16 protein-coding genes are annotated in these 20,683 nt (G+C 72.5%); 11 read left to right on the top strand and 5 right to left on the bottom strand.

Translation table 11 applies throughout. The features are described 5' to 3' along the window. Positions 1-292 precede the first annotated feature (292 nt). The 3 genes from ACFQPS_RS15640 to ACFQPS_RS15630 are packed head-to-tail and all read left to right on the top strand — an operon-like array spanning position 293 to position 2,676. Positions 293-1,297, top strand: coding sequence for a DUF2218 domain-containing protein (locus tag ACFQPS_RS15640; RefSeq protein ID WP_377360153.1), 1,005 nt, complete (start codon positions 293-295; stop codon positions 1,295-1,297). 39 nt (positions 1,298-1,336) lie between these two features. Next, positions 1,337-2,023 (top strand): TIGR04283 family arsenosugar biosynthesis glycosyltransferase, encoded by a 687-nt coding sequence (locus ACFQPS_RS15635; protein WP_377360152.1) that lies wholly within the window; start codon positions 1,337-1,339, stop codon positions 2,021-2,023. Next, positions 2,020-2,676, top strand: coding sequence for a TIGR04282 family arsenosugar biosynthesis glycosyltransferase (locus tag ACFQPS_RS15630; protein WP_377360151.1), 657 nt, complete (start codon positions 2,020-2,022; stop codon positions 2,674-2,676). Before ACFQPS_RS15635 ends, ACFQPS_RS15630 begins: the two co-directional genes overlap by 4 nt. Here the strand turns inward: ACFQPS_RS15630 and moaB are convergent. Together moaB and ACFQPS_RS15620 are read right to left on the bottom strand one after the other, a co-directional pair. After that, positions 2,673-3,209: a molybdenum cofactor biosynthesis protein B gene (gene moaB, locus ACFQPS_RS15625; RefSeq protein WP_377360150.1), complete on the bottom strand. Its 537-nt coding sequence runs from the start codon at positions 3,207-3,209 to the stop codon at positions 2,673-2,675. The two genes, ACFQPS_RS15630 and moaB, sit on opposite strands and share 4 nt — an antisense overlap. A gap of 56 nt (positions 3,210-3,265) precedes the next feature. Then, entirely contained in the window at positions 3,266-4,171 is a 906-nt protein-coding gene (locus ACFQPS_RS15620) for a uracil-DNA glycosylase (RefSeq protein WP_377360149.1), read from the bottom strand. Positions 4,172-4,291: 120 nt separating this feature from the next. Here ACFQPS_RS15620 and ACFQPS_RS15615 point away from each other — a divergent pair, with 120 nt between their 5' ends. The 4 genes from ACFQPS_RS15615 to ACFQPS_RS15600 all read left to right on the top strand — a co-directional run bounded on the left by ACFQPS_RS15615 (position 4,292) and on the right by ACFQPS_RS15600 (position 10,329). Beyond that, positions 4,292-5,953, top strand: coding sequence for an electron transfer flavoprotein-ubiquinone oxidoreductase (locus ACFQPS_RS15615; protein WP_377360148.1), 1,662 nt, complete (start codon positions 4,292-4,294; stop codon positions 5,951-5,953). A gap of 301 nt (positions 5,954-6,254) precedes the next feature. Continuing rightward, the gene (locus ACFQPS_RS15610) at positions 6,255-8,048 is read left to right on the top strand and encodes a tetratricopeptide repeat protein (protein WP_377360147.1); all 1,794 of its coding nucleotides are present in this window, start codon (positions 6,255-6,257) and stop codon (positions 8,046-8,048) included. Between the two features lie 157 nt (positions 8,049-8,205). Next, on the top strand, positions 8,206-9,126 hold the full coding sequence (locus tag ACFQPS_RS15605) for a 4-(cytidine 5'-diphospho)-2-C-methyl-D-erythritol kinase (protein ID WP_377360146.1): 921 nt from the start codon (positions 8,206-8,208) through the stop codon (positions 9,124-9,126). Between the two features lie 69 nt (positions 9,127-9,195). Further along, complete coding sequence (locus ACFQPS_RS15600) at positions 9,196-10,329, top strand: PA0069 family radical SAM protein (RefSeq protein ID WP_377360145.1); 1,134 nt, start codon at positions 9,196-9,198, stop codon at positions 10,327-10,329. 115 nt (positions 10,330-10,444) lie between these two features. Here the strand turns inward: ACFQPS_RS15600 and ACFQPS_RS15595 are convergent, their stop codons facing one another. Both ACFQPS_RS15595 and hemN read right to left on the bottom strand, forming a co-directional pair. Continuing rightward, entirely contained in the window at positions 10,445-11,548 is a 1,104-nt protein-coding gene (locus tag ACFQPS_RS15595) for a 5'-nucleotidase, lipoprotein e(P4) family (protein WP_377360144.1), read from the bottom strand. Positions 11,549-11,746: 198 nt separating this feature from the next. Continuing rightward, positions 11,747-13,099, bottom strand: coding sequence for an oxygen-independent coproporphyrinogen III oxidase (gene hemN / locus ACFQPS_RS15590; RefSeq protein WP_377360143.1), 1,353 nt, complete (start codon positions 13,097-13,099; stop codon positions 11,747-11,749). Between the two features lie 216 nt (positions 13,100-13,315). Between hemN and ACFQPS_RS15585 the strand changes: the two genes are divergently transcribed. From ACFQPS_RS15585 to folB, 4 genes are all read left to right on the top strand, one after another. Further along, positions 13,316-15,448, top strand: a complete 2,133-nt coding sequence (locus ACFQPS_RS15585) for a S9 family peptidase (RefSeq protein WP_377360142.1) — start codon at positions 13,316-13,318, stop codon at positions 15,446-15,448. An 8-nt stretch (positions 15,449-15,456) separates the two neighbouring features. Beyond that, entirely contained in the window at positions 15,457-16,101 is a 645-nt protein-coding gene (locus ACFQPS_RS15580) for a ribonuclease HII (RefSeq protein ID WP_377360303.1), read from the top strand. Positions 16,102-16,281: 180 nt separating this feature from the next. Next, positions 16,282-17,382: a site-specific DNA-methyltransferase gene (locus ACFQPS_RS15575; protein WP_377360141.1), complete on the top strand. Its 1,101-nt coding sequence runs from the start codon at positions 16,282-16,284 to the stop codon at positions 17,380-17,382. 139 nt (positions 17,383-17,521) lie between these two features. Next, the gene (gene folB, locus ACFQPS_RS15570) at positions 17,522-17,947 is read left to right on the top strand and encodes a dihydroneopterin aldolase (protein ID WP_377360140.1); all 426 of its coding nucleotides are present in this window, start codon (positions 17,522-17,524) and stop codon (positions 17,945-17,947) included. A 46-nt stretch (positions 17,948-17,993) separates the two neighbouring features. On the opposite strand, the gene ACFQPS_RS15565 is transcribed toward folB, so the two are convergent. Then, positions 17,994-20,363 carry a mechanosensitive ion channel domain-containing protein gene (locus ACFQPS_RS15565; RefSeq protein WP_377360139.1) on the bottom strand — a complete coding sequence of 790 codons (2,370 nt, stop codon included), beginning with the start codon at positions 20,361-20,363 and terminating at the stop codon, positions 17,994-17,996. Between the last annotated feature and the right edge of the window lie 320 nt (positions 20,364-20,683).

Below are 20,683 nucleotides of genomic sequence, written 5' to 3'. Positions count from 1 at the left end.
TCTTTCGTCCGCCGCGGGACCGTCGCCCCCTTCGACGGTGCGCGCGCCGATTTCCGGCGTACCCCGGTCGGCATAGGTCCCCCTCTGGTCGGCGGCGAATCGTTACCCGGATTCCAGCCCTGCATCAACGCCGCTGGTCGCCACAGGCAACAGCCAACCGGCAAATTTCACACGGCAGCCGCAGGGCCGGGGCCGTCGGCTACCCCCCTTGCGCCCGATCGGGTCTTGCGCCACTCCAGTTTTAGATATATCTATTCATCGTCATATCGAATGCTGGAACGATGAGGACCCCATGAGGGAGATGATGATGAAGGCTTTTGCGATGCATCGGCGGGCGGGCCGCTGTGGCCTGCCCGGCCGCCGCTTCGCCCACGGCTTCGGCGACGGGGACGGCGGACCTTACGAGGGTGGACCTTTGGGGGGTGGCCCTTTGGGGGGCGGGCGCCCTGGCGGCGGCGAGGGGGACGGCCCCTGGGGCGGGCCCCGGGGGGGCCGGCATGGCGGGCGGCAGGGCGGCGGGCGGCGCGGCCGGCTGCTGGACCAGGGCGACCCGCGCCTGCTGGCGCTGCACCTGCTGTCGGAGAAGCCGCGCCACGGCTATGAGCTGATCCGCGCCATGTCGGACCTGCTGGGCGGCGCCTACAACCCCAGCCCCGGCATGATGTACCCGACCCTGAGCCTGCTGGAGGATCTGGGCTATGTCGCCCGCGACGAGAGCGGGGGCGGCCGTAAGCCCTACACCCTGACCCCGGCCGGCGCGCTGTTCCTGGAGGAGAACCGCTCGCTGGTGGAAACGGCGTTGCAACGTGCCCGCCGCATCCGCGACCGCCACCGCGGCATCCCGGAGGTGGAGGCGGCCATGGACGGGCTGAAGCGCGCCCTGGCCAACCGCCTCTCCCGCCCGTCGCTGACGCCGCAGGAGATCGCCGCCGCCGCCGCCGCCCTGAACGCCGCCGCCGCGGCGATCGAGGCCCTGCCGACGGCCGTCCCGGAGGACACCGCCATGGTCCGCGCCACGACCAGCATCACGACGGCGACCGCCGAGCGTTATCTGGCCCAGCTCTGCAAGCACTGGAGCCACCGCTTCGATGTCCGCTTCGATGCCGGCAGCGGCCACATCCCCTTCGGCGACGGCAACACCTGCACGCTGACCGCCACGCCCGAGGCGCTGGGGATCACGATCGCGGCCCAGGATGCGGCCACGCTGGAGCGGCTCCAGCAGGTGGTGATCGACCATCTCCGGCGCTTCGCCTTCCGTGAGGAGCTGGGGACGCCGGACTGGCGCGCCCTGGACTGACCCGTGGACGGGCGGACCGGGCCGGGGCATATGGGGAGCATGTGCCCCGCTCCCCCCGCCCTGTCCGTGGTGATCCCGGCGCTGAACGCCGCGGTCGCCCTGCCGGCCACGCTGGACGCCCTGTCCGGCTGGCCGGGGGCGGAGATCGTCGTCGTGGACGGCGGCTCCACCGACGGCACGGCGGCGCTGGCCGCAGCCCGCGGGTGCCGGGTGCTGGCGGCGCCGCGGGGACGCGGCATCCAGCTTGCCGCCGGAGCCGCGGCGACGACGGGCGGCTGGCTGCTGTTCCTGCACGCCGACACGGTGCCCGCCCCCGGCTGGGCCGATGCCGTGGCGGCCTTTCTGGCCCGGCCGGACGCCGACGCCCGCGCCGGCTGGTTCCGCTTCGCCCTGGACGCGGCGGAGCCCCAGGCCCGCCGGCTGGAGCGGCTGGTGGCCTGGCGCTGCCGGGTCCTGGCCCTGCCCTACGGCGACCAGGGGCTGCTGCTGTCCCGCCGCCTGTACGACGCCGTCGGCGGCTACCGGCCGCTACCGCTGATGGAGGATGTGGACCTGGTGCGCCGGCTGGGCCGGCGGCGGCTGGTCCCGCTGGGGGCCGCGGCCGTCACCTCCGCCGCGCGCTGGCGGCGCGACGGCTGGTGGCGCCGCTCGGCCCGCAACCTGGGCTGCCTCGCCCTCTGGCACCTGGGCGTGCCGCCCCGACTGATCGCGCGGGTGTACGGATGAGGCCGCGGGTCGTCGTGCTGGCGAAGGCGCCGCGCATGGGCCGGGTGAAGCGCCGGCTGGCCCGCGGCATCGGGGAGGCGCAGGCGCTGCGCATCTACCGCGCCTGTCTGGCCGCGACGCTGCGCCGGCTGGGCCGCGACCCGCGCTGGGACTGCGTGCTGGCGGTGGCGCCCGACCGGGCGCTGACCGGCTGGCCGCGGCACTGCCAGACGCGGCACTGCCAGACGCGGCCCTGGCAGACGCGGCCCTGGCAGACGCAGCCGCAGGGGCGCGGCGACCTGGGCGAGCGGATGCTGCGCGGGCTCGCGGGCGGTCCCGGCGGGTGCCGGCGCGGACCGGCGGTGCTGGTGGGCAGCGACATCCCGGAGATCACGGCGGCGGCGGTGGCCCGGGCGCTGGCCCGGCTGCGGCGGGCGGACGCCGTGTTCGGCCCGTCCGAGGACGGCGGCTACTGGCTGATCGGCTTCCGCCGCCCGCCGCGGCGCACGGACCTGCTGGCCGGGGTGCGCTGGTCGAGCCCGCAGGCCCTGGCCGACAGCCGGGAACGGCTGGAGCGGGCGGGCCTGACCACGGCCCTGGCCGATCCGCTGGCCGACCTGGACGACCGGGACTCCCTGCGCCGCTGGCAGCGGACGGCGCGGCGAAGGCCCTAACCCAGATGCTCCTGCAACCGCGGCATCAGCTCCACCAGGTTGCAGGGGCGGTGGCGGCTGTCGAGCTGCCATTTCAGGATCAGGTCCCAGCCGTCGCGGCAGGCGCCGGGGCTGCCCGGCAGGGCGAACAGATAGGTGCCGCCGGCGACCCCGCCGACGGCCCGGCTCTGCATCGTGCTGGTGCCGATCTGTTCGTAGCTGAGCTGGCGGAACAGTTCCCCGAAGCCGTCGATGCGCTTCTCGAACAGGCTCTCGAACGCCTCCGGCGTCACGTCGCGGCCGGTCAGCCCGGTGCCGCCGGTGGAGATGACGACATCCACCGCCGGATCGGCGATCCAGCCGCGCAGCACGTCCACGATCGCCCGCACCTCGTCCTTCACGAGGGCGCGGGCGGCCAGCCGGTGCCCGGCCCCGGTCAGCCGCTCCACCAGCGTGTCGCCGGAGCGGTCGTCGGCAAGGTCGCGGCTGTCGGAGACGGTCAGCACGGCGATGTTGACCGGCAGGAAGGGACGGCTTTCGTCGATGCGGGCCATGGGCTCGGCTCCCGGGTCCGGGGGGATGGCGGATCGGCCGCCAGGGGTGGCACGGATCAGCGGCCGGCGTCCAGCGCCTCCAGCCGCTCCTGCAACGCCAGCAGGTCCTTCCACGCCTCCCGCTTGGCGGCGGGATTGCGCAGCAGATAGGCCGGATGCAGCATCGGCAGGGCCGGCAGCGGCCGGGACAGGCCGGGGCTGGCGTACTCGAACCAGCGGCCGCGCAGGCGGGTGATGCCCTCCGTCCGCTGCAACAGGGACTTGGCGCTGATGCCGCCGAGCAAGACCAGCACGGCCGGGTTCACCAGCTCGATATGGCGCTGCACGAAGGGCAGGCAGGCCGCCACCTCCCCGTCCGTCGGGCTGCGGTTTCCGGGGGGACGCCAGTTCACCACGTTCGTGATGTAGGCGGCGCGGTCGGGCGTGTCCGCCGTGCGGTCGAGCCCGATGGCGGCCAGCATCCGGTCCAGCAGCAGCCCGGCCGGCCCCACGAAGGGCAGGCCCTGCCGGTCCTCCTGCTCGCCCGGCGCCTCCCCCACCAGCATCACCCGGGCCGACGGATCGCCGGCGGCGAAGACGAGGTTGGTGGCGGTGTGGCGGAGCGCGCAGCCCTCGAACGCGGCCAGCGCCGCCTTCAGCTCCGGCAGGCTGGTGGCCGCGGCGGCCGCGGCGCGGGCGGTCTGCGAGGATTCCGCCGCCCCCAGCGGCGGCGGGGGCGCGCTGCCCGCGGCGGCCGGAGCGGAGCCGGCGGGGCGGGCGGACCCGGGCCGGGCCGGGGCGGGCGCCCGGGGAGGCACCGCACCGGACGGGACGGCGCCGGACGGGCGGGCCGTTTCCGCGGCGGCGGCACGGCTCCGGGAGGCGATCGCCGTCCAGTCCGTCGGCTGGTCGTTCACCGCTTCGTCGGCCCCGATCTCCGCCAGAAAACGGAGAGCCGCGACACTCTGCCCCAGTTCAATCATGGTTTGACCCTGCCATCGCTCCTATGCTTCTACATCAGCCGTTCACCATACCGAATCATTTACCGCCGGAGGCCAGGGTAACAGGGCCAGGGCAACGATAAATCCACGCTGGGGAGCGAAATGGAACGAGAATCGATGCAGTACGACGTCGTGATCGTGGGCGCCGGCGCAGCCGGTCTGTCCGCCGCGATCCGGCTCAAACAGCTCGCCGCGGAAACCGGACACGACGTCAGCGTCTGCGTTCTGGAGAAGGGCTCCGAAGTCGGAGCCCATATCGTATCCGGAGCGGTCCTGGACCCGCGGGCTCTCACGGAACTGATCCCCGACTGGAAGGAGAAGGGCGCCCCCCTCCACACCCCCGTCACGGACGACCGCTTCTACATCCTGAAGGAGACGGGCGGCTTCCGCATCCCGAACTTCATGTTGCCGCCGCTGATGCACAATGACGGCAACTACATCATCAGCCTGGGCTCCCTGTGCCGCTGGCTGGCGCAGCAGGCGGAAGCCCTGGGCGTGGAGATCTATCCCGGCTTCGCCGCGGCCGAGGTGGTCTACAACGAGGACGGCTCGGTCAAGGGCGTCGCCACCGGCGACATGGGCATCGGCAAGGACGGGGAGCCGACCGACCGCTACACCCCCGGCATGGAGCTGCACGGCACCTATACCCTGTTCGCCGAGGGGGTGCGCGGGAACCTGTCCAAGCAGTTGATGGAGCGCTTCGACCTGCGCCGCGACTGCGACGTGCAGAAGTACGGCATCGGCATCAAGGAGCTGTGGCAGGTCGATCCCGCCAAGCACAGGCCGGGGCGGGTCTCCCACACCCAGGGCTGGCCCCTGGACAAGAAGACCACCGGCGGGTCCTTCATGTACCACCTGGAGGACAATCTGGTCGCCATCGGCTTCGTGGTGAACCTGGACTACTGGAACCCCCACCTGTCGCCGTTCGAGGAGTTCCAGCGCTTCAAGCAGCACGCGTCGATCCGGGCCATCCTGGAGGGCGGCAAGCGGCTGTCCTACGGCGCCCGCGCGATCAACGAGGGCGGCCTCCAGTCGGTGCCGAAGCTGGCCTTCCCCGGCGGCGCGCTGATCGGCTGTTCCGCCGGCTTCGTCAACGTCCCCCGCATCAAGGGCACCCACAACGCCATGGAGACGGGCATGCTGGCGGCCGATGCCGCCTTCGCCCGGCTGAAGGCCGGCGTCGGCCCGGGCGACACGCTGGACGTCTACGAGAAGTCCTTCAAGGACAGCTGGGCCTACGAGGATCTGTACAAGGTCCGCAACGTGAAACCGGGCCTGCGCTGGGGCATGACCCTGGGCACCCTGCACGCCGGCTTCCAGATGTGGCTGCACGAGCTTAAGCTGAACTGGCTGCTGCCCTACACGCTGCACCACAAGAAGGCCGACCATGAAAGCCTGGTGCCGGCCGACCAGGCGCCGAAGATCAAGTATCCGAAGCCGGACGGCGTGATCAGCTTCGACCGCCTGTCCTCGGTCTACCTCTCCAACACGAACCATGAGGAAGACCAGCCGGCGCACCTGAAGCTGAAGGACCCCTCGATCCCGATCAGCTACAACCTGCCGACCTTCGACGAGCCGGCGCAGCGTTACTGCCCGGCCGGGGTCTACGAGGTGGTGCGCAACGAGGACGGCAGCAATCCGCGCTTCGTCATCAACTTCCAGAACTGCGTCCACTGCAAGACCTGCGATATCAAGGACCCGCAGCAGAACATCGTCTGGACCGTGCCGGAGGGCGGCGGGGGTCCGAACTATCCGAACATGTGATCCGGGCGGCCGCAGACGCGGAACCGGAAGACAGGACCGCCGCCGACGGCGGTCATGACGGGACGGGCCCGCCGGACGGCATCCGGCGGGCGTCCGGTCCGGCAAAGGTCACAGACACCTTTCCGGCAGGCGCCCCGCACGGGCGCAACCTTGTTGATCCCTTAAGTCCTTTCTGGATACGCTCCTTTCGCGCAGCGGATTTGGAGACGGTTCCGCCGCGCCCCCGCAGACGGGGTCCCGTAGAGAGGGCCCCCCGACCGGGGCCATGCGAACGGACGGCAGACGGATGGAACGGGCAGGGATGGGACAGACCGGGATCACGCGATCTGACCGACACGGGACCCGGACCGGCGGCCGGTCCGCGGCGGTGCTGGCCCTGCTGGCGGCGCTGGCGCTGCCGGCGATGGCCGGCGGGGCGCGGGCCGAACCGGGCAGGGCCGGGGCCCCGGGTGCGGAGGCGGCGGCCGAGCGGCTGTCCGGCGCCGCCATGTCCAGCTATCTGTCCGGCCGCGTCGCCCAGAACGCCGGCGACGGCAAGGCCGCGGCCCGGCTGCTGACCGAGGCGCTGGCCCACGACCCCGACAACCCGGAACTGCTCCGGCGCGCCTTCGTGCTGAACCTGTCCGAAGGCAACATCACCGAGGCGTTGCCCCTGGCCCGCCGTACCGTGGAAGCCGGCCGCGGCGCCTTCGCCGCGTATGGGCTGCTGCTGGCGGACGATATCGCCGCCGGCCGGATCAAGGACGCCCGCGAACGGCTGGCGACACTCCCGGCCGACGGGCCGGGGCGCCTCGTCATCCCCCTGGTGACCGCCTGGACGGAGGTCGCCGCCGGCAATCCCGACGCCGCCCTGGCCGCCCTGGACAAGCTGGACGGGGCGCCGGCTTTCGTCGCGCTGCGCCATTTCCAGACGGCCCTGATCGAGGATCTGCGCGGCAACGCCGAGGCCGCGGCCGCGGCCTATGCCCAGGCCCTGGCGGACGGGATGCCGCTGCGGCCCGTGCTGCTGGCCGGCAACTTCTACGAACGCCAGGGCCGGCCGGACCATGCCCGCGCCCTCTATGCCGCCTTCCTGGCGGAGAATCCGGAGTCCCCCGCCCTGGAGCGGACCCTGGCCCGGCTGGAGGCCGGCGGTACGCCCCCGCGCCTCATCACCGATGCCCGCGACGGGCTGGCGGGAGCGCTGTTCGACGTGGCCGCGGGCCTGCACCGGGAGGGGGTGGCGGACCCGGCGCTGGCCTTCGCCCGCATCTCCCTGCACCTGCGGCCGCAGCAGCCGTTCGCCCGGATGATGGTGGGCGACATCCTGTTGGACCGCGAGCGGCCGCAGGACGCGCTGGCCGAATACCGCGCCGTGGCCGGCGACCCGGTCGTGGGCTGGGGGGCACGCCTGCGCGAGGCGGACGCGCTGCACCGGGCCGGACAGGACGACGAGGCCCTGCGCATGCTGGAGACGATGGCCGCCGAACGGCCGGAGCGGACCGATGCGCTGATGGATCTGGGCGATATCCACCGCATGGCCGGCCGCCATGCGCTGGCGGTGGCTGCCTATGACCGCGCCGTCGCCCGTCTGCCCGGGGGAGAGCCCGGCCGACGCGGCTGGGTGCTGTACTTCGCCCGCGCCATGTCGCTGGAGGGGGAAGGACGCTGGCCGGAGGCGGAAGCCGACCTGCGCCGCGCCCTGGCGCTGAACCCCGACCATCCGTCGCTCCTGAACTTCCTGGGCTATGGCTGGGCCGAGCGCGGCATCCACCTGGAGGAGGCGCGGACGATGCTGGAGAAGGCCGTCGCCCTGCGCCCGGACAGCGGTCACATCATGGACAGCCTGGGCTGGGTGCTGTTCCGGCAGGGCGAAATCCCCGCTGCCGTGGAGAAACTGGAGCGCGCGGCCGAACTGGAGCCGTTCGAACCCACCATCAACGACCATCTGGGCGACGCCTACTGGGCCGCCGGCCGCCGCACCGAGGCGCGGTTCCAGTGGCGCCGGGCGGCGCAGCAGGCCGAGGACGACACGCTGCGGCGCACGGCGGAGGCGAAGCTGAAGGACGGCCTGCCCCTGCCCCGGACGGCGGGCACCGGTCCGGCGACGCCCTGACGCCGGGGGGCCGGGCGGGGGACCAGGGGCCGGCGGGACTGATACAGGGGGCCGCAGCCCGGGGGGCCTGATGCCGGCGGACTTGATTCCGGCGGTCGCCTCGGGAACTGTGGCGGCCGTCCCGTTCCCCGCCCCCGACCGTCCCGTGACCGTGCCCATGCCCGCTCCCACCATCACCACCGGCAGCACCGCCGTCCGCGCCGCCGCCCCGGCCAAGCTGAACCTCTACCTGCATGTGCTGGGCAGGCGGGCCGACGGCTATCACCTGCTGGACAGTCTGGTCGTCTTCGCCGGACTGTGGGACGTGGTGGAGGTGGCGCCGGCGGAGACGTTCCGGCTGGACATCGACGGGCCCTTCGCGGCGCCCCTGCGGGCGGAGGACCCGGAACGCAATCTGGTCACCCGCGCCTGCCGCCGGCTGGCCGAGGCCGTGGGCCGCGCGCCCGACGTGGCGGTGACGCTGCACAAGCGGCTGCCCGTGGCCGGCGGCATCGGCGGCGGCTCCAGCGACGCGGCGGCGGCCCTGCGGGCGCTGACCGCCCTCTGGGGGCTGGCCCCGGACGATCCCCGCCCGGCGGCCGTGGCGCCGGGCCTGGGCGCCGACGTGCCGGTCTGTCTGCACGGCCGCAGCGCCTATTTCGGCGGCATCGGCGACGTGATCGACCCCGCCCCCGCCCTGCCCCCGGTCTGGCTGGTGCTGGTCAATCCCGGTATCGGCCTGGGCACGAAGGAGGTGTTCGGCGCGCGCCAGGGCGGCTTCAGCGCTGCCGGCCGGCTGGAACGGGCGCCGACCGATCTTTCCGACTTCGTAACGATGCTGGAAGCGCGCGGCAACGACCTGATGGCCCCGGCCCTGTCCCTGGCCCCGGTGGTGGCGGAGATGCTGGACGCCCTGCGCGCCGCGGCCGGCTGCCGGCTCGCCCGCATGTCCGGCAGCGGCGCCACCTGCTTCGGTCTTTTCGGAAGCGAAACGGATGCGTGCGCGGCCGCGGCGGAACTGCGCGCGGCCCGGCCGGACTGGTGGGCGGAGGCGGCGCCGCTGCTGCCGCAGGTCCCGGCGGTGGAGATCGCGGGCTGATCCGCCCCCGGCCTGGGAACGCCCGGCAATGTTCTTGATATGTTCCGGCCGGCATGGCACCCTGCCGGCATGGTCGATGAACTGCCCGATCGCGCGGTCAAGGGCCGCGGCAGCCTGTCGAACCGGTCCGGCCGGTTCGAGGCGACCCGCCGCGTCGCCATCGACGACGGCTGGACGCGGCCCGGCCGGTCACAGTCCGGCCCCGGCCCGTCGGAGGCGGCGGACGAGGCGGCGGACGACGACGCCCTGCCGCCGCTGCGGACGGTGCTGCACGACGACACCAGCCGCAGCGTCATCGCCCGCAACGACAGCCCGGACATCCCCTACGACCGTTCGCTGAACCCCTACCGCGGCTGCGAGCATGGCTGCATCTACTGCTACGCCCGGCCGACGCATGCCTATCTGGGCCTGTCGCCGGGGCTGGATTTCGAGACGACGCTGTTCCGCAAGCCGCGCGCGGCCGAGCTGCTGGCGCGGGAACTACGGGCCCGGGGCTATGTGGCGAAGCCGCTGACCCTGGGCTCCAACACCGATCCCTACCAGCCGGTGGACCGGCAGGAGCGCATCACCCGCGGCGTGCTGGAGGTGCTGCGCGACTTCCGCCACCCGGTCGGCATCATCACCAAGTCGGCGCTGGTGACCCGCGACCTGGACATCCTGGCGCCGATGGCGGCGGAGGGGCTGGTCTCCGTCGCCGTCTCCGTCACCACGCTGGACCGCGACCTCTCCCGCCGGATGGAGCCGCGGGCCGCCACGCCGGCCCGGCGGCTGGAGACGGTGCGGGAGCTGGCGGCGGCCGGCATCCCCGTGGCCGTGCTGGCCAGCCCCATGATCCCCGGCCTGACCGACCACGAGCTGGAGGCGATCCTGGAGGAAGCGGCCGCGGCCGGGGCGAAGCGGGCCAGCTACATCCTGCTGCGGTTGCCGCTGGAGATCGCGGCCCTGTTCCAGGAATGGCTGCACGAGCACGCGCCCGACCGGGCGGCGCGGGTGCTGAGCCTGCTGCGCCAGTGCCGCGACGGCGGGCTGTACCAGGCCGCCTTCGGCACCCGGATGCGCGGCACCGGCCCCTATGCCGAGCTGCTGCGCCGCCGCTTCCATCTGGCCTGCGTGCGGCTGGGCCTGAACGAGCGGCGGCTGGAGCTGGACTGCACCCGCTTCCGCCCGCCGCCCGCACCGGGGGACCAGCTCGGCCTGTTCTGAGCGGTCCCCGCCTGCGTCCCGTCACGGCGTGGTGACGTCTGCCGTCACGGCGTGACGGCCCTTCCCGTCACTCGGTGACAGCGTCTTTCCGTCACTGCGTGACAGCGTCTTCCCGTCACTCGGTGACGAGGCCCCCCGACTTCGGTGCGGGGATCACGTTCAGCCAGATGCCGTACATCGGGTTCGGCAGGGTGATCCAGCGGGTGCGCCAGAGATCGGCGTGCCGGTCGGCCAGGGCGTTCAGGTCGGCCGGGGTGGAGCCGCGACTGACCGAGACGAAGTCCGTGAGCTGGTCGCCGAACATCATGACGATGCGGTAGCGGTCCGCCACCAGGGCGCGGCGGGTGGTCTTGTCCTTGGGGAAGGTGGCGGCGCCGACCACCGGCTGGAAGTCCGCCGGCACGGCATCCCCGGCCAGCCAGAGATCGTCGGGCTGCACGTCGCCGAAGCCCTTCTCCCGCAGGTTGGCCAGCGTGTCGGTCTTCTGCGGGCAGGCATCGGCCTCCCCGGCGCGCGGGCCGCCGCATTCGCGGTTGGTGATGAAGATCGGCCGGATGCCGAGGCGGCGCAGCAGCTCCACGAACTCGGCCGCCCCCGGCAGGGGCGTGGCGGCGCGGGCGGCGACCCAGGCATCCCAGGAGGCGGTGTTGAAGGATTCGTTCTTCAGGATGCTCTGCGCCTCGGCGATGCCGTTGCTCAGCACCGTCTCGTCCACGTCGAACACGGCGGCGGGCGGCTTGCCCTCGCCGCCGTCCTCCTGCTCCACCGCGGCCGAGCCGGGCAGGCGCAGCGCATCGGGCAGGCGCAGGGCGGCGAGATCATAGGCCTGGGCCAGGGCGTAGCGGTGCTCCGACGCCGTCTGCGCCCAGAGCGTCGCCGTCAGCCGCGGGTCCTTCTCCGGATCGAATGCCGGAGCGGGCGCCGGAGCGGGCGCCGGGGCAGGGCTGGCGGCCGGGGCCTCCGTCACCACGGTGCGGGGTGCCGCCTGCGGCGCCGGGGCCTCAGCCTGCGGTGCCGGAGCGGGGGCCGGCGTGGCAGCCGCGACGGTCGCGGCGGTCGGGGTGGCGACCTGCGCGTCCGGCGCCGGAGCGGTCACCGCCGGAACGGCGGCCTCTGTCGCGGGCGGCGGGGCCTTGCCTATGGGGCCCATGGGAATGATGAGGGCCGCCGCGATGACGACCACCGCCGACCCCGCCAACACACGCTCGATCCGAACCATCGACCTCTCCCGCACCGTCATGGACCTGCTGTCAGGTGGAATGATGCGGGGGGCGGCGGCCGCTTTCCGGACAGACGCCCCCCGGACAGACGGGCGGCGTGCCCGTCCTGCGACAGGCACGCCGCGCCGTGGAACTTCCGGGACGCCACCTCCGTGGCGCCTGCCGGCAAGGATCGCCCGGCCTCAGATGGCCAGGCCTCAGATCGCCCGGCTGTGGCGACCGCCCTCCGGATCGAGGTAGGCGTCGAACAGGGCGGCGACGCTGCGCACCAGCGGCCGCGCCTCGTCCACCACGCGCAGGCGGTTGCCCTCAAGCTCGATCAGCCCGTCGTCGCGCAGCCGCGCCAGATCGGCCCGCGGCGGCAGGACGGAGGCGACCGGGCGGCCGAACTCCTGGGCGATGGCGTCGATGTCCACCTCGAACTGGCACATCACCCGCTCGATCAGGCGGGCGCGCAGCCGGTCGTCGTCGCTGACCCGGAAGCCGCGGCCGACCGCCAGCCCCGACTCCGTCACCGCCTTCTGGTAGCCCGGCACGGGGACGATGTTGGCGACGAAGCCCTGCGGCATCCGGCCGATGGCCGAGGCGCCGAAGCCGATCAGCGCGTCGGCGCTGTCCGTCGTGTAGCCCTGGAAGTTGCGGCGCAGGCGTCCGTCCCGGGCGGCCACGGCGATGGGATCGTCGGGCTTGGCGAAGTGGTCCATGCCGATGCGGACATAGCCGGCCTCCTGCAAGGTGGCCTCGATGGCCAGCACCTGCCGGATGCGCTCCTCCGCGTCGGGCAGGTGGTCCTCCCCGATGCGCGACTGGTGCGACTTGAAGGACGGCATGTGCGCATAGCCGAACACCGACAGCCGGTCGGGGTCCATGGACAGCGCGGTCCGCACCGTCTCGATGCAGGACTCCACCGTCTGGTGGGGCAGGCCGTAGAGCAGGTCCAGATTGATGCCGGCGATGCCCGCGGCGCGCAGCCGCGTCACCGCCTCGGCCGTCATCTCCGGCGACTGGAAGCGGTTGATCGCCTTCTGCACCACCGGGTCGAAGCTCTGCACGCCCAGCGAGGCGCGGTTGATGCCGCCCGCGGCCAGCACCGCCGGCAGCGCCTCCGGCAGGGTTCGGGGATCGACCTCGATCGCCAGCTCGGCGTCGGCGTCGAAGCCGAACGCCTCGCGCATCGTCTCCATCAGCGCGGCGAAGGCGTCGGCCGGGATCAGCGTCGGCGTGCCGCCGCCGAAATGCAGGTGCGTCACCCGCGGGCCGGCCGGGAGCAGGGCCGAGACCGTCCGGATCTCACGGGTCAGCGCCTGGAGATAGGTGCGAATCGGATCGTCGTGCGGCACGACGACGGTGTGGCAGCCGCAGTACCAGCACATGCTGCGGCAGAACGGAATATGCAGGTACAGCGACAACGTGCCGTCCGCCGGCATCTCCGACAGCCACTGCCTGTAGGTATCCGCATCCACGTCGGACGAAAAGTGGGGGGAAGCGGGATAGCTGGTGTAGCGCGGCACCCGCTGGCTGCGATATTTGGCGACGAGGTCGGGACGCATCCTGGTCAGGCCTTTCCTGAATTTGCTCGGAGAGTGCGTCGGGGACCGAACATTCCGCTTTGACATGGGTCAAGCCGCCTGCTTGTCGCGGGGGGCCGGACCACCCCGCGGCGCGACCCTGGGGCCGGTCGCGCGCCCGGCTTCCCGTCCGGCGGGAAGCGGTCTAGGGTCGGCACTCCAACCGGAAGAACACCAACCGAAAGAACGGGGAGTTTCATGGGTACGGGCCTGATCGCACGGGGACTGTTCGGCGCCACCCTGCTGCTGGCCGCCTCGGCCACGGCACCGGCGGCGGCGCAAGGGGGAGCCGCGGCGGCGGCGACACCGCCGCCCTTCACCGACCGCGACGTGTTCGAACTGGAATATGCGCGCGATCCGCAGATCAGCCCCGACGGAAAGCAGATCGTCTATGCCCGCGTCGGCATGGACATCATGAAGGACCGGGCCGTCCCCACCCTCTGGGTCGTGGACTATGAGGGCCGCTCGCACCGGCCGCTGCTGCCCGGCCGGGTGCCGGCGTCGCTGGCCCGCTGGTCGCCCGACGGCGGCCGCATCGCCTATGTCCAGGCCGAGGGCGGCCAGCGCCAGATCCATGTGCGCTGGATGGATACGGGCCAGGTCGCCACCGTCACCCACCTGACGGAGGACCCGGACAATCTGGCCTGGTCGCCGGACGGCCGCTGGCTGGCCTTCACCATGCTGGTCAAGGCCGAGGGCAAGCCGCTGGGCAGCATGCCGCCCAAGCCGGAAGGGGCCGAGTGGGCGCCCAAGGTCAAGGTGGTGGACAGCATGGTCTACCGCGCCGACGGGGCAGGCTTCCTGGAGCAGGGCCGCCACCACCTGTTCGTCGTGCCGGCCGAGGGCGGCACCCCGCGCCAGCTCACCAGCGGGGATTTCGACCACAGGGGCCAGCCCGCCTGGCTGCCCGACGGCAGCGCCATCATCATCGCCGCCAACCGCAACCCCGACTGGGAGACGGACCCGCTGAACCAGGACCTGCACGAGGTCAGCGTGAAGGACGGCACGATCCGCACCCTGACCACGCGCAAGGGACCGGACAGCGATCCGGCCGTCTCCCCCGACGGGCGCTACATCGCCTTCACCGGCTTCGAGGACCAGCGCCGCGGCTACCACAATTCCCGTCTGTCCGTGCTGGACCGGCGCACGGGTGAGATCCGCACCCTGACCGAGGGGCTGGACCGGTCGGTGGACAACCCGGCCTGGACGGACGAGGGCAAGGCCATCCTGGTCAGCTACGAGAACCGCGGCAACATGGTGCTGGCCCGCATCGGGCTGGACGGCCGGCGCGAGGTGCTGGCCGAGGATGTCGGCGGCACGACGCTGGACCGGCCCTACACCTCGGGCAGCTTCACCGTGGCGCGGAACGGCCGCTTCGCCTACACCGCCGCCGGTCCCGACCGCCCGGCCGACGTGGCGGCGGGGGAGAAGGCCGGCGCGGCCCGGCGCCTGACCGACCTGAACGCCGACCTGCTGGGCAACCGCGCCCTGGGCCGGACCGAGGCGCTGACCTGGAAATCCTCCGCCGACGGGCGGGAGATCCAGGGCTGGCTGATCACGCCGCCGGGCTTCGACCCCGCCAAGGCCAAGGGCCGGCTGCCCCTGATCCTGGAGATCCACGGCGGCCCCTTCGCCAGCTACGGCCCGGTCTTCGGTGCGGAGCTGCAACTGTTCGCCACCGCGGGCTATGCCGTGCTCTACACCAACCCGCGCGGCAGCACCGGCTACGGCGACGACTTCGCCAACCAGATCCACCACAACTATCCCAGCGCCGACTATGACGACCTGATCTCCGGCGTGGACGCGGTGATCGCCAAGGGCTTCGTCGATCCCGAGCGGCTCTACGTCACCGGCGGATCGGGCGGCGGCGTGCTGACCGCCTGGATCGTCGGGAAGACCGACCGCTTCAAGGCGGCGGTGGTGGCGAAGCCGGTGATCAACTGGACCAGCTTCGCGCTGACGGCGGACATGCCGCCCTACTTCACCCGCTACTGGTTCTCCGGCATGCCCTGGGAGAAGCAGGAGGAGTACTGGCGCCGCTCGCCCCTGTCGCTGGTCGGCACCGTGAAGACCCCGACCATGCTGGTGACCGGCGAGGCCGACTACCGCACGCCGATGTCGGAGACGGAGCAGTACTATCAGGCGCTGAAGCTGCGCGGCATCCCCACCGCCATGGTCCGCATCCCCGAGGCGCCGCACGGCATCGCGCGGCGGCCGTCGAACCTGATCGCCAAGGCCAACACGACGCTGGCCTGGTTCGACCGCTACCGCCCCGAGGCGGCGAAGCCGGATACCGCGAAGCCCGACGCGGCGACGCCGGACGGGAAGTGAGCCCGACGATGCCGGACCTGACGCTGGAGCATCGCCACGGGCACGCCGCGGGCCGGATCGTCTGCGGCGTGGACGAGGCCGGGCGCGGCCCGCTGGCCGGGCCGGTGGTGGCCGCGGCGGTGGTGCTGCCCGGCGGGCCGCTGCCGGACTGGTGCGCCGGCATCGACGACAGCAAGCGCCTCTCCGCCGCCCGGCGGGAGGCGCTCTGCGGCCTGATCCGGACCCAGGCCCGGGTCGGGGTCGGCATCGCCGACGTGGCGGAGATCGACACGCTGAACATCCTGCGCGCCACCTTCCTGGCGATGCGGCGGGCGGTGGAGGGGCTGGGCACGCCCCTGCCCGCCGTGGCCCTGGTGGACGGCAACCAGCGCCCGCCCCTGCCCTGCGCCATGGTCGAGGCGATCGTGGACGGCGACGCGCTGTGCCTGTCCATCGCCGCGGCCAGCATCGTCGCCAAGGTCACGCGCGACCGCATCATGGCCGAGCTGGCCGAGCGCCATCCCGGCTACGGCTGGGAGCGCAACGCCGGCTACGGCACCGCGGCCCACCGCGAGGCGCTGCGCCGGCTGGGCGCCACGCCGGAGCACCGGCGCAGCTTCGCCCCGGTGGCGGCGCAACTCCGCCTCGCCCTGGTGCAGGACGGCAACGGCTAAGGCTGGGGCCCCTGACCGCAGAGCGGCCCCATATCTTGCAGCAGAGTCCGAAGAGTCTTAGTTAACCGTCTGACTCCACTGACTCTTCTGGAAAAATGACATTGACGTGGACTCGCGGACGACTCACCTTGGGCCGGCTCGATTCGCCAAAAAGCCAGAACAAGGGACGCCCCGCTCGCCATGACCAGGCCCACCGAGAACGCTGCCGCCAACCGCATCCTGGTCGGCGACTGCATCCAGTTGATGTCGCAGATGCCTGCCGGGTCGGTGGACATGGTGTTCGCCGATCCGCCCTATAATCTGCAACTCTCGGGCGATCTTCTTCGGCCGAACTACACCCGTGTGGACGGGGTGGACGAGGAGTGGGACCGTTTCAGCGACCTGCCGGCCTATGACCGCTTCACCCGCGACTGGCTGGGCGCGGCCCGTCACGCCCTGAAGGATGACGGCACGCTCTGGGTGATCGGCAGCTACCACAACATCTTCCGCGTCGGCTCCATCCTCCAGGATCTGGGCTTCTGGATCCTGAACGACATCGTCTGGCGCAAGTCCAACCCGATGCCGAACTTCAAGGGGCGGCGCTTCACCAACGCGCACGAGACCCTGATCTGGGTCGCCAAGTCGCGCGAGGCGAAATACTACTTCGCCTATGAGGCGATGAAGAACCTGAACGAGGAATTGCAGATGCGCAGCGACTGGACGCTGCCGCTCTGCACCGGCGCGGAACGGCTGCGCGGCGAGGACGGGCAGAAGGCGCACCCGACGCAGAAGCCGGAGGCGCTGCTGTACCGCGTGCTGCTGGCGGCGACGCGGCCAGACGATCTGGTGCTGGACCCGTTCTTCGGCACCGGCACGACGGGGGCGGTGGCGAAGCAGCTCCGCCGGCGCTGGATCGGCATCGAGCGGGAGCACGAGTACGCCCGCCTCGCCAACGCCCGCATCGCCGCGGTGGAGGAGCTGGCCGAGCCCGAGCTGGTGGACGTGCCGGCGCGGCGGACGCAGCCGCGGGTGCCGTTCGGCCATCTGGTGGAGCGCGGCCTGCTGAAGCCGGGCACGAACCTGTTCGACCAGCGCCGCCGCGTCATCGCCAAGGTGCGTGCCGACGGCACGCTGGTGGCGCAGAACCATCTGGGCCAGCACAGCGGCTCCATCCACAAGGTGGGGGCCGCCGTGCAGGGGCTGCCGGCCTGCAACGGCTGGACCTACTGGCACTTCCAGGAGGGCAAGAGCCTGGCCCCCATCGACGTGCTGCGGCAGAAGGTCATCGCCGAGATGCACTGACCGGGCCGGCCGCGGCGGACGCGGGGGGCGGATGCGGGGGGCGGACGGCCGGAGCGGACCCGGCCCGCACCCGTCGCACCCCTGCCTGTCCGGCGCCGGACCCCAACGCGCCCTTGAGCGGCTCTGCTGCGGATGCTAAATGCCCGCGGCCATGAACAAGCTCTTCGCCCAGGTCACCCGCCCGTCCGCGCGCGTCCTTCCCGGCCGCGCGCTCGCCCGCCTTTTCGTGCGCGACATGGAACTGCTCGCCGTCGTCGGCATCTACGACCACGAGAAGACGGAGCCGCAGCGCATCCGGGTCAGCCTGGACCTGCATGTGCTGGACCGGGTCGGCCCGAAGCGGGACGAGATCGCCGACGTCGTCTCCTACGAGGAGGCGGTGGAGATCGTCCGCGGCATCGTCGGCGCGGGCCACGTCAACCTGCTGGAGACGCTGGCCGAGCGGATCGCCGCGGCGCTGCTGGCCGATGTCCGGATCCGCGCCGTCACCGTGCGGGTCGAGAAGCTGGACGCCTTCGCCGAGGCCGCCAGCGTCGGCATCGAGATCACCCGCGGGCAGCCCTGACGGGCCGCCCGCGCCGTCCACCCCCCCTGGTTCCTCCCGCTCCCGTTCAGTCCGCCGCTCCGGCCGCGGCCAGGGTCGGCCGTGCCATTCCCTCCGGCGGAACGCCGACGATGTGGACGGTGCGCTGCGGGAACGGGATTTCGATTCCCAGCTCGCCGAAGCGGCGCTTCATGCGGCGGTTGAACTCCCGCCCCACGGTCCATTGCTGGATCGGCCGCGTCTTGAACCGGGCCTTGATCAGCACGGCGTTCTCCTGGAACCCGTCCACGCCGATGATCTCCAGCGGCGCCAGGATCAGGGGGGCGTAGCGCGGGTCGCGCATCATCTCCATCCCCAGATCCTCCAGCACCTTCACCACGCGGTCCGTGTCCTCCTGGTAGGCCACGTTCACGTCGAACAGGTAGAAGCTGAAGTCCTTGGTCAGGTTCTTCAGGCTGGTGACGGAGCTGAACGGCACGGCATGCACCGTGCCCGCCATGTCGCGCAGCCGGATGGTGCGGATGGAGATGGCCTCCACCAGCCCGCTGTGGCCGTTGCCCACATCCACCACGTCGCCCACGGCGATGGTGTCCTCGAACAGGATGAACATGCCGGTGATGACGTCCTTCACCAGCGTCTGCGAGCCGAAGCCGATGGCCAGACCGATGACACCGGCACCGGCCAGCAGCGGGGCGATGTCCATGCCCAGTTCCGACAGCACGGTCAGCGCCACCATGGTCAGCAGCAGGATCAGGAAGGCGTTGCGCAGCAGCGGCAGCAGGGTGCGGACGCGCGCGCTGCGCTCCACCGCCTTGCCGGTGGTGCGGTCGGTGGCGGTCAGGTAGCGCTCGATGCCGCTGCTGACCAGCTCCCAGGCGCCGATGGCGATCAGCAGCGTCACGCCGATGGAGATCGCGGCGGAGACGATGCGCTGGCCCGGCGGCGACTGCAACCAGGCCAGCCCGTCCACGCCCCAGGCCTGGAGCACGGCCAGCGTCGCGGTCACCAGGATGCCGGTGCGCAGCAGCCGGTGCAGGATCGGCAGGTAGCGGTGCGCCCGCGCCTCCAGCAGCGGGTACTGCGCCTTCATCTGCGGCGCCAGCGTGAAGGCGTGGTGGACGAGCTGGTCCAGCCCGCGGGTGAGCAGGGTGGCCAGCATCAGCGCCGCCCCCGAGATCAGCGTGGCCCGCAGCACGAACTCGAAGCCGCCCTGGATCTCCAGCGCCCAGATGCCGAAGATCACGACGATGTAGACGGACGCCAGGACGTGCCAGACATCGGCCAGCCGGTGCCGGGCCGCCGCCAGGGCGCGGCCCGCCGCACCGGACCCGGCGGGAAGGACGGGCGGCACCGGAGCGGCCGGGGTCGGGGCCGCTTCCCCCGCCACGGCGGCGGCCAGGGCGGCATCCGCCGGATCGGGGCCGGGCGGCACCGGCGTCTTGCGGTCATGGCGCAGCCAGTCGCCGACGATATGCCGCGTCTGGATGATGATGATCAGCAGCATCACCGTCACCACCAGCCCGACCAGCTTCAGCATCGCCTCGTAGGGCTGCTCGGGCAGGCCGAGCATCTTGCCCGCCTGGGCCACGAAGTAGCCGTAGACGGAGGTGAAGGCGATGCGCCGGGTCCAGGTGGCGAGGTACTGCGCCGTCTCGTCCGTCACCTTCAGCAGCCGCAGGTTCGGCGTCAGCGGCGACAGCAGCAGGCGGGTGGTCAGCATCACCGTCTGCACGAAGATGCTGGCGTTGAGGAAGGTCAGCGCCGCCAGCCGCACGGCCTTCTGCGTCTCGACCAGCGTCAGCACGCCATAGCCGGCCGCGGCGAAGGCCAGCACGGGCAACAGGTCCAGCAGCCCGCGCCCCAGCAGCAGCGGCACCTTGGCCCAGACCGTCGGGGCCGGCCGTTCCCCCAGCGCCGCGCGCGGTCCCCGCAGCAGCCAGCGCATGGTGAAGCGGGCGGAGACGCCGGCAACGATGACGATGGTCAGTTCCATCAGCAGCCGCAGCCAGGTCTCGCGCCGGGCGGGATCGTTGATCTGGCGGTTGACCCAGGCCATGGCGCGGGGCGTATCGACCAGCGCCTCGCCCGTGGTGGCAAGCTGGTCGCCCACCTTCTCCACCCGCTCCGACAGCGTGGTCAGCATCCGGGTGCCCAGCGTCTCCACCGGGCGCTCCCGCTTCTCGGCCTTCTGCGCCGCGATCATGGCCCGGAGCTGGCGCACCATGACCTCGCGCTGGGCGGGGTCCTCCAGCATCTTGACCGTCCGCTCCATCTCGTCGGTGGTGATGGGGGCGGCCGTCTGCTGCGGCTGGGGCATGGTCTGGGCCAGCGCCGGGCCCGCGAGCAGACCGCCGGCCAGCAGCCAGCCGGCGAGCAGCAGCAGGGCAAGGAGGAGGTGCTGCGCCGCGGGGCGCCGCAGGAGCCTGTGAGAAGCCATCAACGGGCTGTCCGAAGGTTGTGTCATGTCGGCGCGCAGACTAGCGGGGCCGGCGCGGGCTGCCAACCCGGCTACCCCCTTCGCACCGTCCGGCGACCCGGCCGCCCCGTCCCCGTGGGGGGGCCGGCGCGTCCGTTCCGCCTTGCTGTGCGCGGCCTCCCCGCCGCCGCCCCGCCCTGCCGGACCCCCGGTGACAAGTGTGGGCGGCCCCGGCCGGGCGGCAGGGCCGCGCCGGGCCGCGCATGGCCGGAAGGGCCGCCCTGCCGCCGCCCCCCTCGCCCTGCGCCGTGCCGGCCGCTATGTTATGTCCAGCGGAACCG

Source organism: Rhodocista pekingensis (genome assembly GCF_042665545.1).
Lineage (GTDB): Bacteria > Pseudomonadota > Alphaproteobacteria > Azospirillales > Azospirillaceae > Rhodocista > Rhodocista pekingensis.
Note: the sequence above shows the minus strand (reverse complement) of the source record. Positions and strands in the feature narration are given on the sequence as shown.

Excerpts from the sequence above, each read along its gene's own strand:
- ACFQPS_RS15640 (WP_377360153.1), top strand. The coding sequence starts at position 293 with ATGAGGGAGATGATGATGAAGGCTTTTGCGATGCATCGGCGGGCGGGC.
- ACFQPS_RS15635 (WP_377360152.1), top strand. The coding sequence starts at position 1,337 with ATGTGCCCCGCTCCCCCCGCCCTGTCCGTGGTGATCCCGGCGCTGAAC.
- ACFQPS_RS15630 (WP_377360151.1), top strand. The coding sequence starts at position 2,020 with ATGAGGCCGCGGGTCGTCGTGCTGGCGAAGGCGCCGCGCATGGGCCGG.
- moaB (WP_377360150.1), bottom strand. The coding sequence starts at position 3,209 with ATGGCCCGCATCGACGAAAGCCGTCCCTTCCTGCCGGTCAACATCGCC.
- ACFQPS_RS15620 (WP_377360149.1), bottom strand. The coding sequence starts at position 4,171 with ATGATTGAACTGGGGCAGAGTGTCGCGGCTCTCCGTTTTCTGGCGGAG.
- ACFQPS_RS15615 (WP_377360148.1), top strand. The coding sequence starts at position 4,292 with ATGGAACGAGAATCGATGCAGTACGACGTCGTGATCGTGGGCGCCGGC.
- ACFQPS_RS15610 (WP_377360147.1), top strand. The coding sequence starts at position 6,255 with ATGGGACAGACCGGGATCACGCGATCTGACCGACACGGGACCCGGACC.
- ACFQPS_RS15605 (WP_377360146.1), top strand. The coding sequence starts at position 8,206 with ATGCCCGCTCCCACCATCACCACCGGCAGCACCGCCGTCCGCGCCGCC.
- ACFQPS_RS15600 (WP_377360145.1), top strand. The coding sequence starts at position 9,196 with ATGGTCGATGAACTGCCCGATCGCGCGGTCAAGGGCCGCGGCAGCCTG.
- ACFQPS_RS15595 (WP_377360144.1), bottom strand. The coding sequence starts at position 11,548 with ATGGTTCGGATCGAGCGTGTGTTGGCGGGGTCGGCGGTGGTCGTCATC.
- hemN (WP_377360143.1), bottom strand. The coding sequence starts at position 13,099 with ATGCGTCCCGACCTCGTCGCCAAATATCGCAGCCAGCGGGTGCCGCGC.
- ACFQPS_RS15585 (WP_377360142.1), top strand. The coding sequence starts at position 13,316 with ATGGGTACGGGCCTGATCGCACGGGGACTGTTCGGCGCCACCCTGCTG.
- ACFQPS_RS15580 (WP_377360303.1), top strand. The coding sequence starts at position 15,457 with ATGCCGGACCTGACGCTGGAGCATCGCCACGGGCACGCCGCGGGCCGG.
- ACFQPS_RS15575 (WP_377360141.1), top strand. The coding sequence starts at position 16,282 with ATGACCAGGCCCACCGAGAACGCTGCCGCCAACCGCATCCTGGTCGGC.
- folB (WP_377360140.1), top strand. The coding sequence starts at position 17,522 with ATGCCCGCGGCCATGAACAAGCTCTTCGCCCAGGTCACCCGCCCGTCC.
- ACFQPS_RS15565 (WP_377360139.1), bottom strand. The coding sequence starts at position 20,363 with ATGGCTTCTCACAGGCTCCTGCGGCGCCCCGCGGCGCAGCACCTCCTC.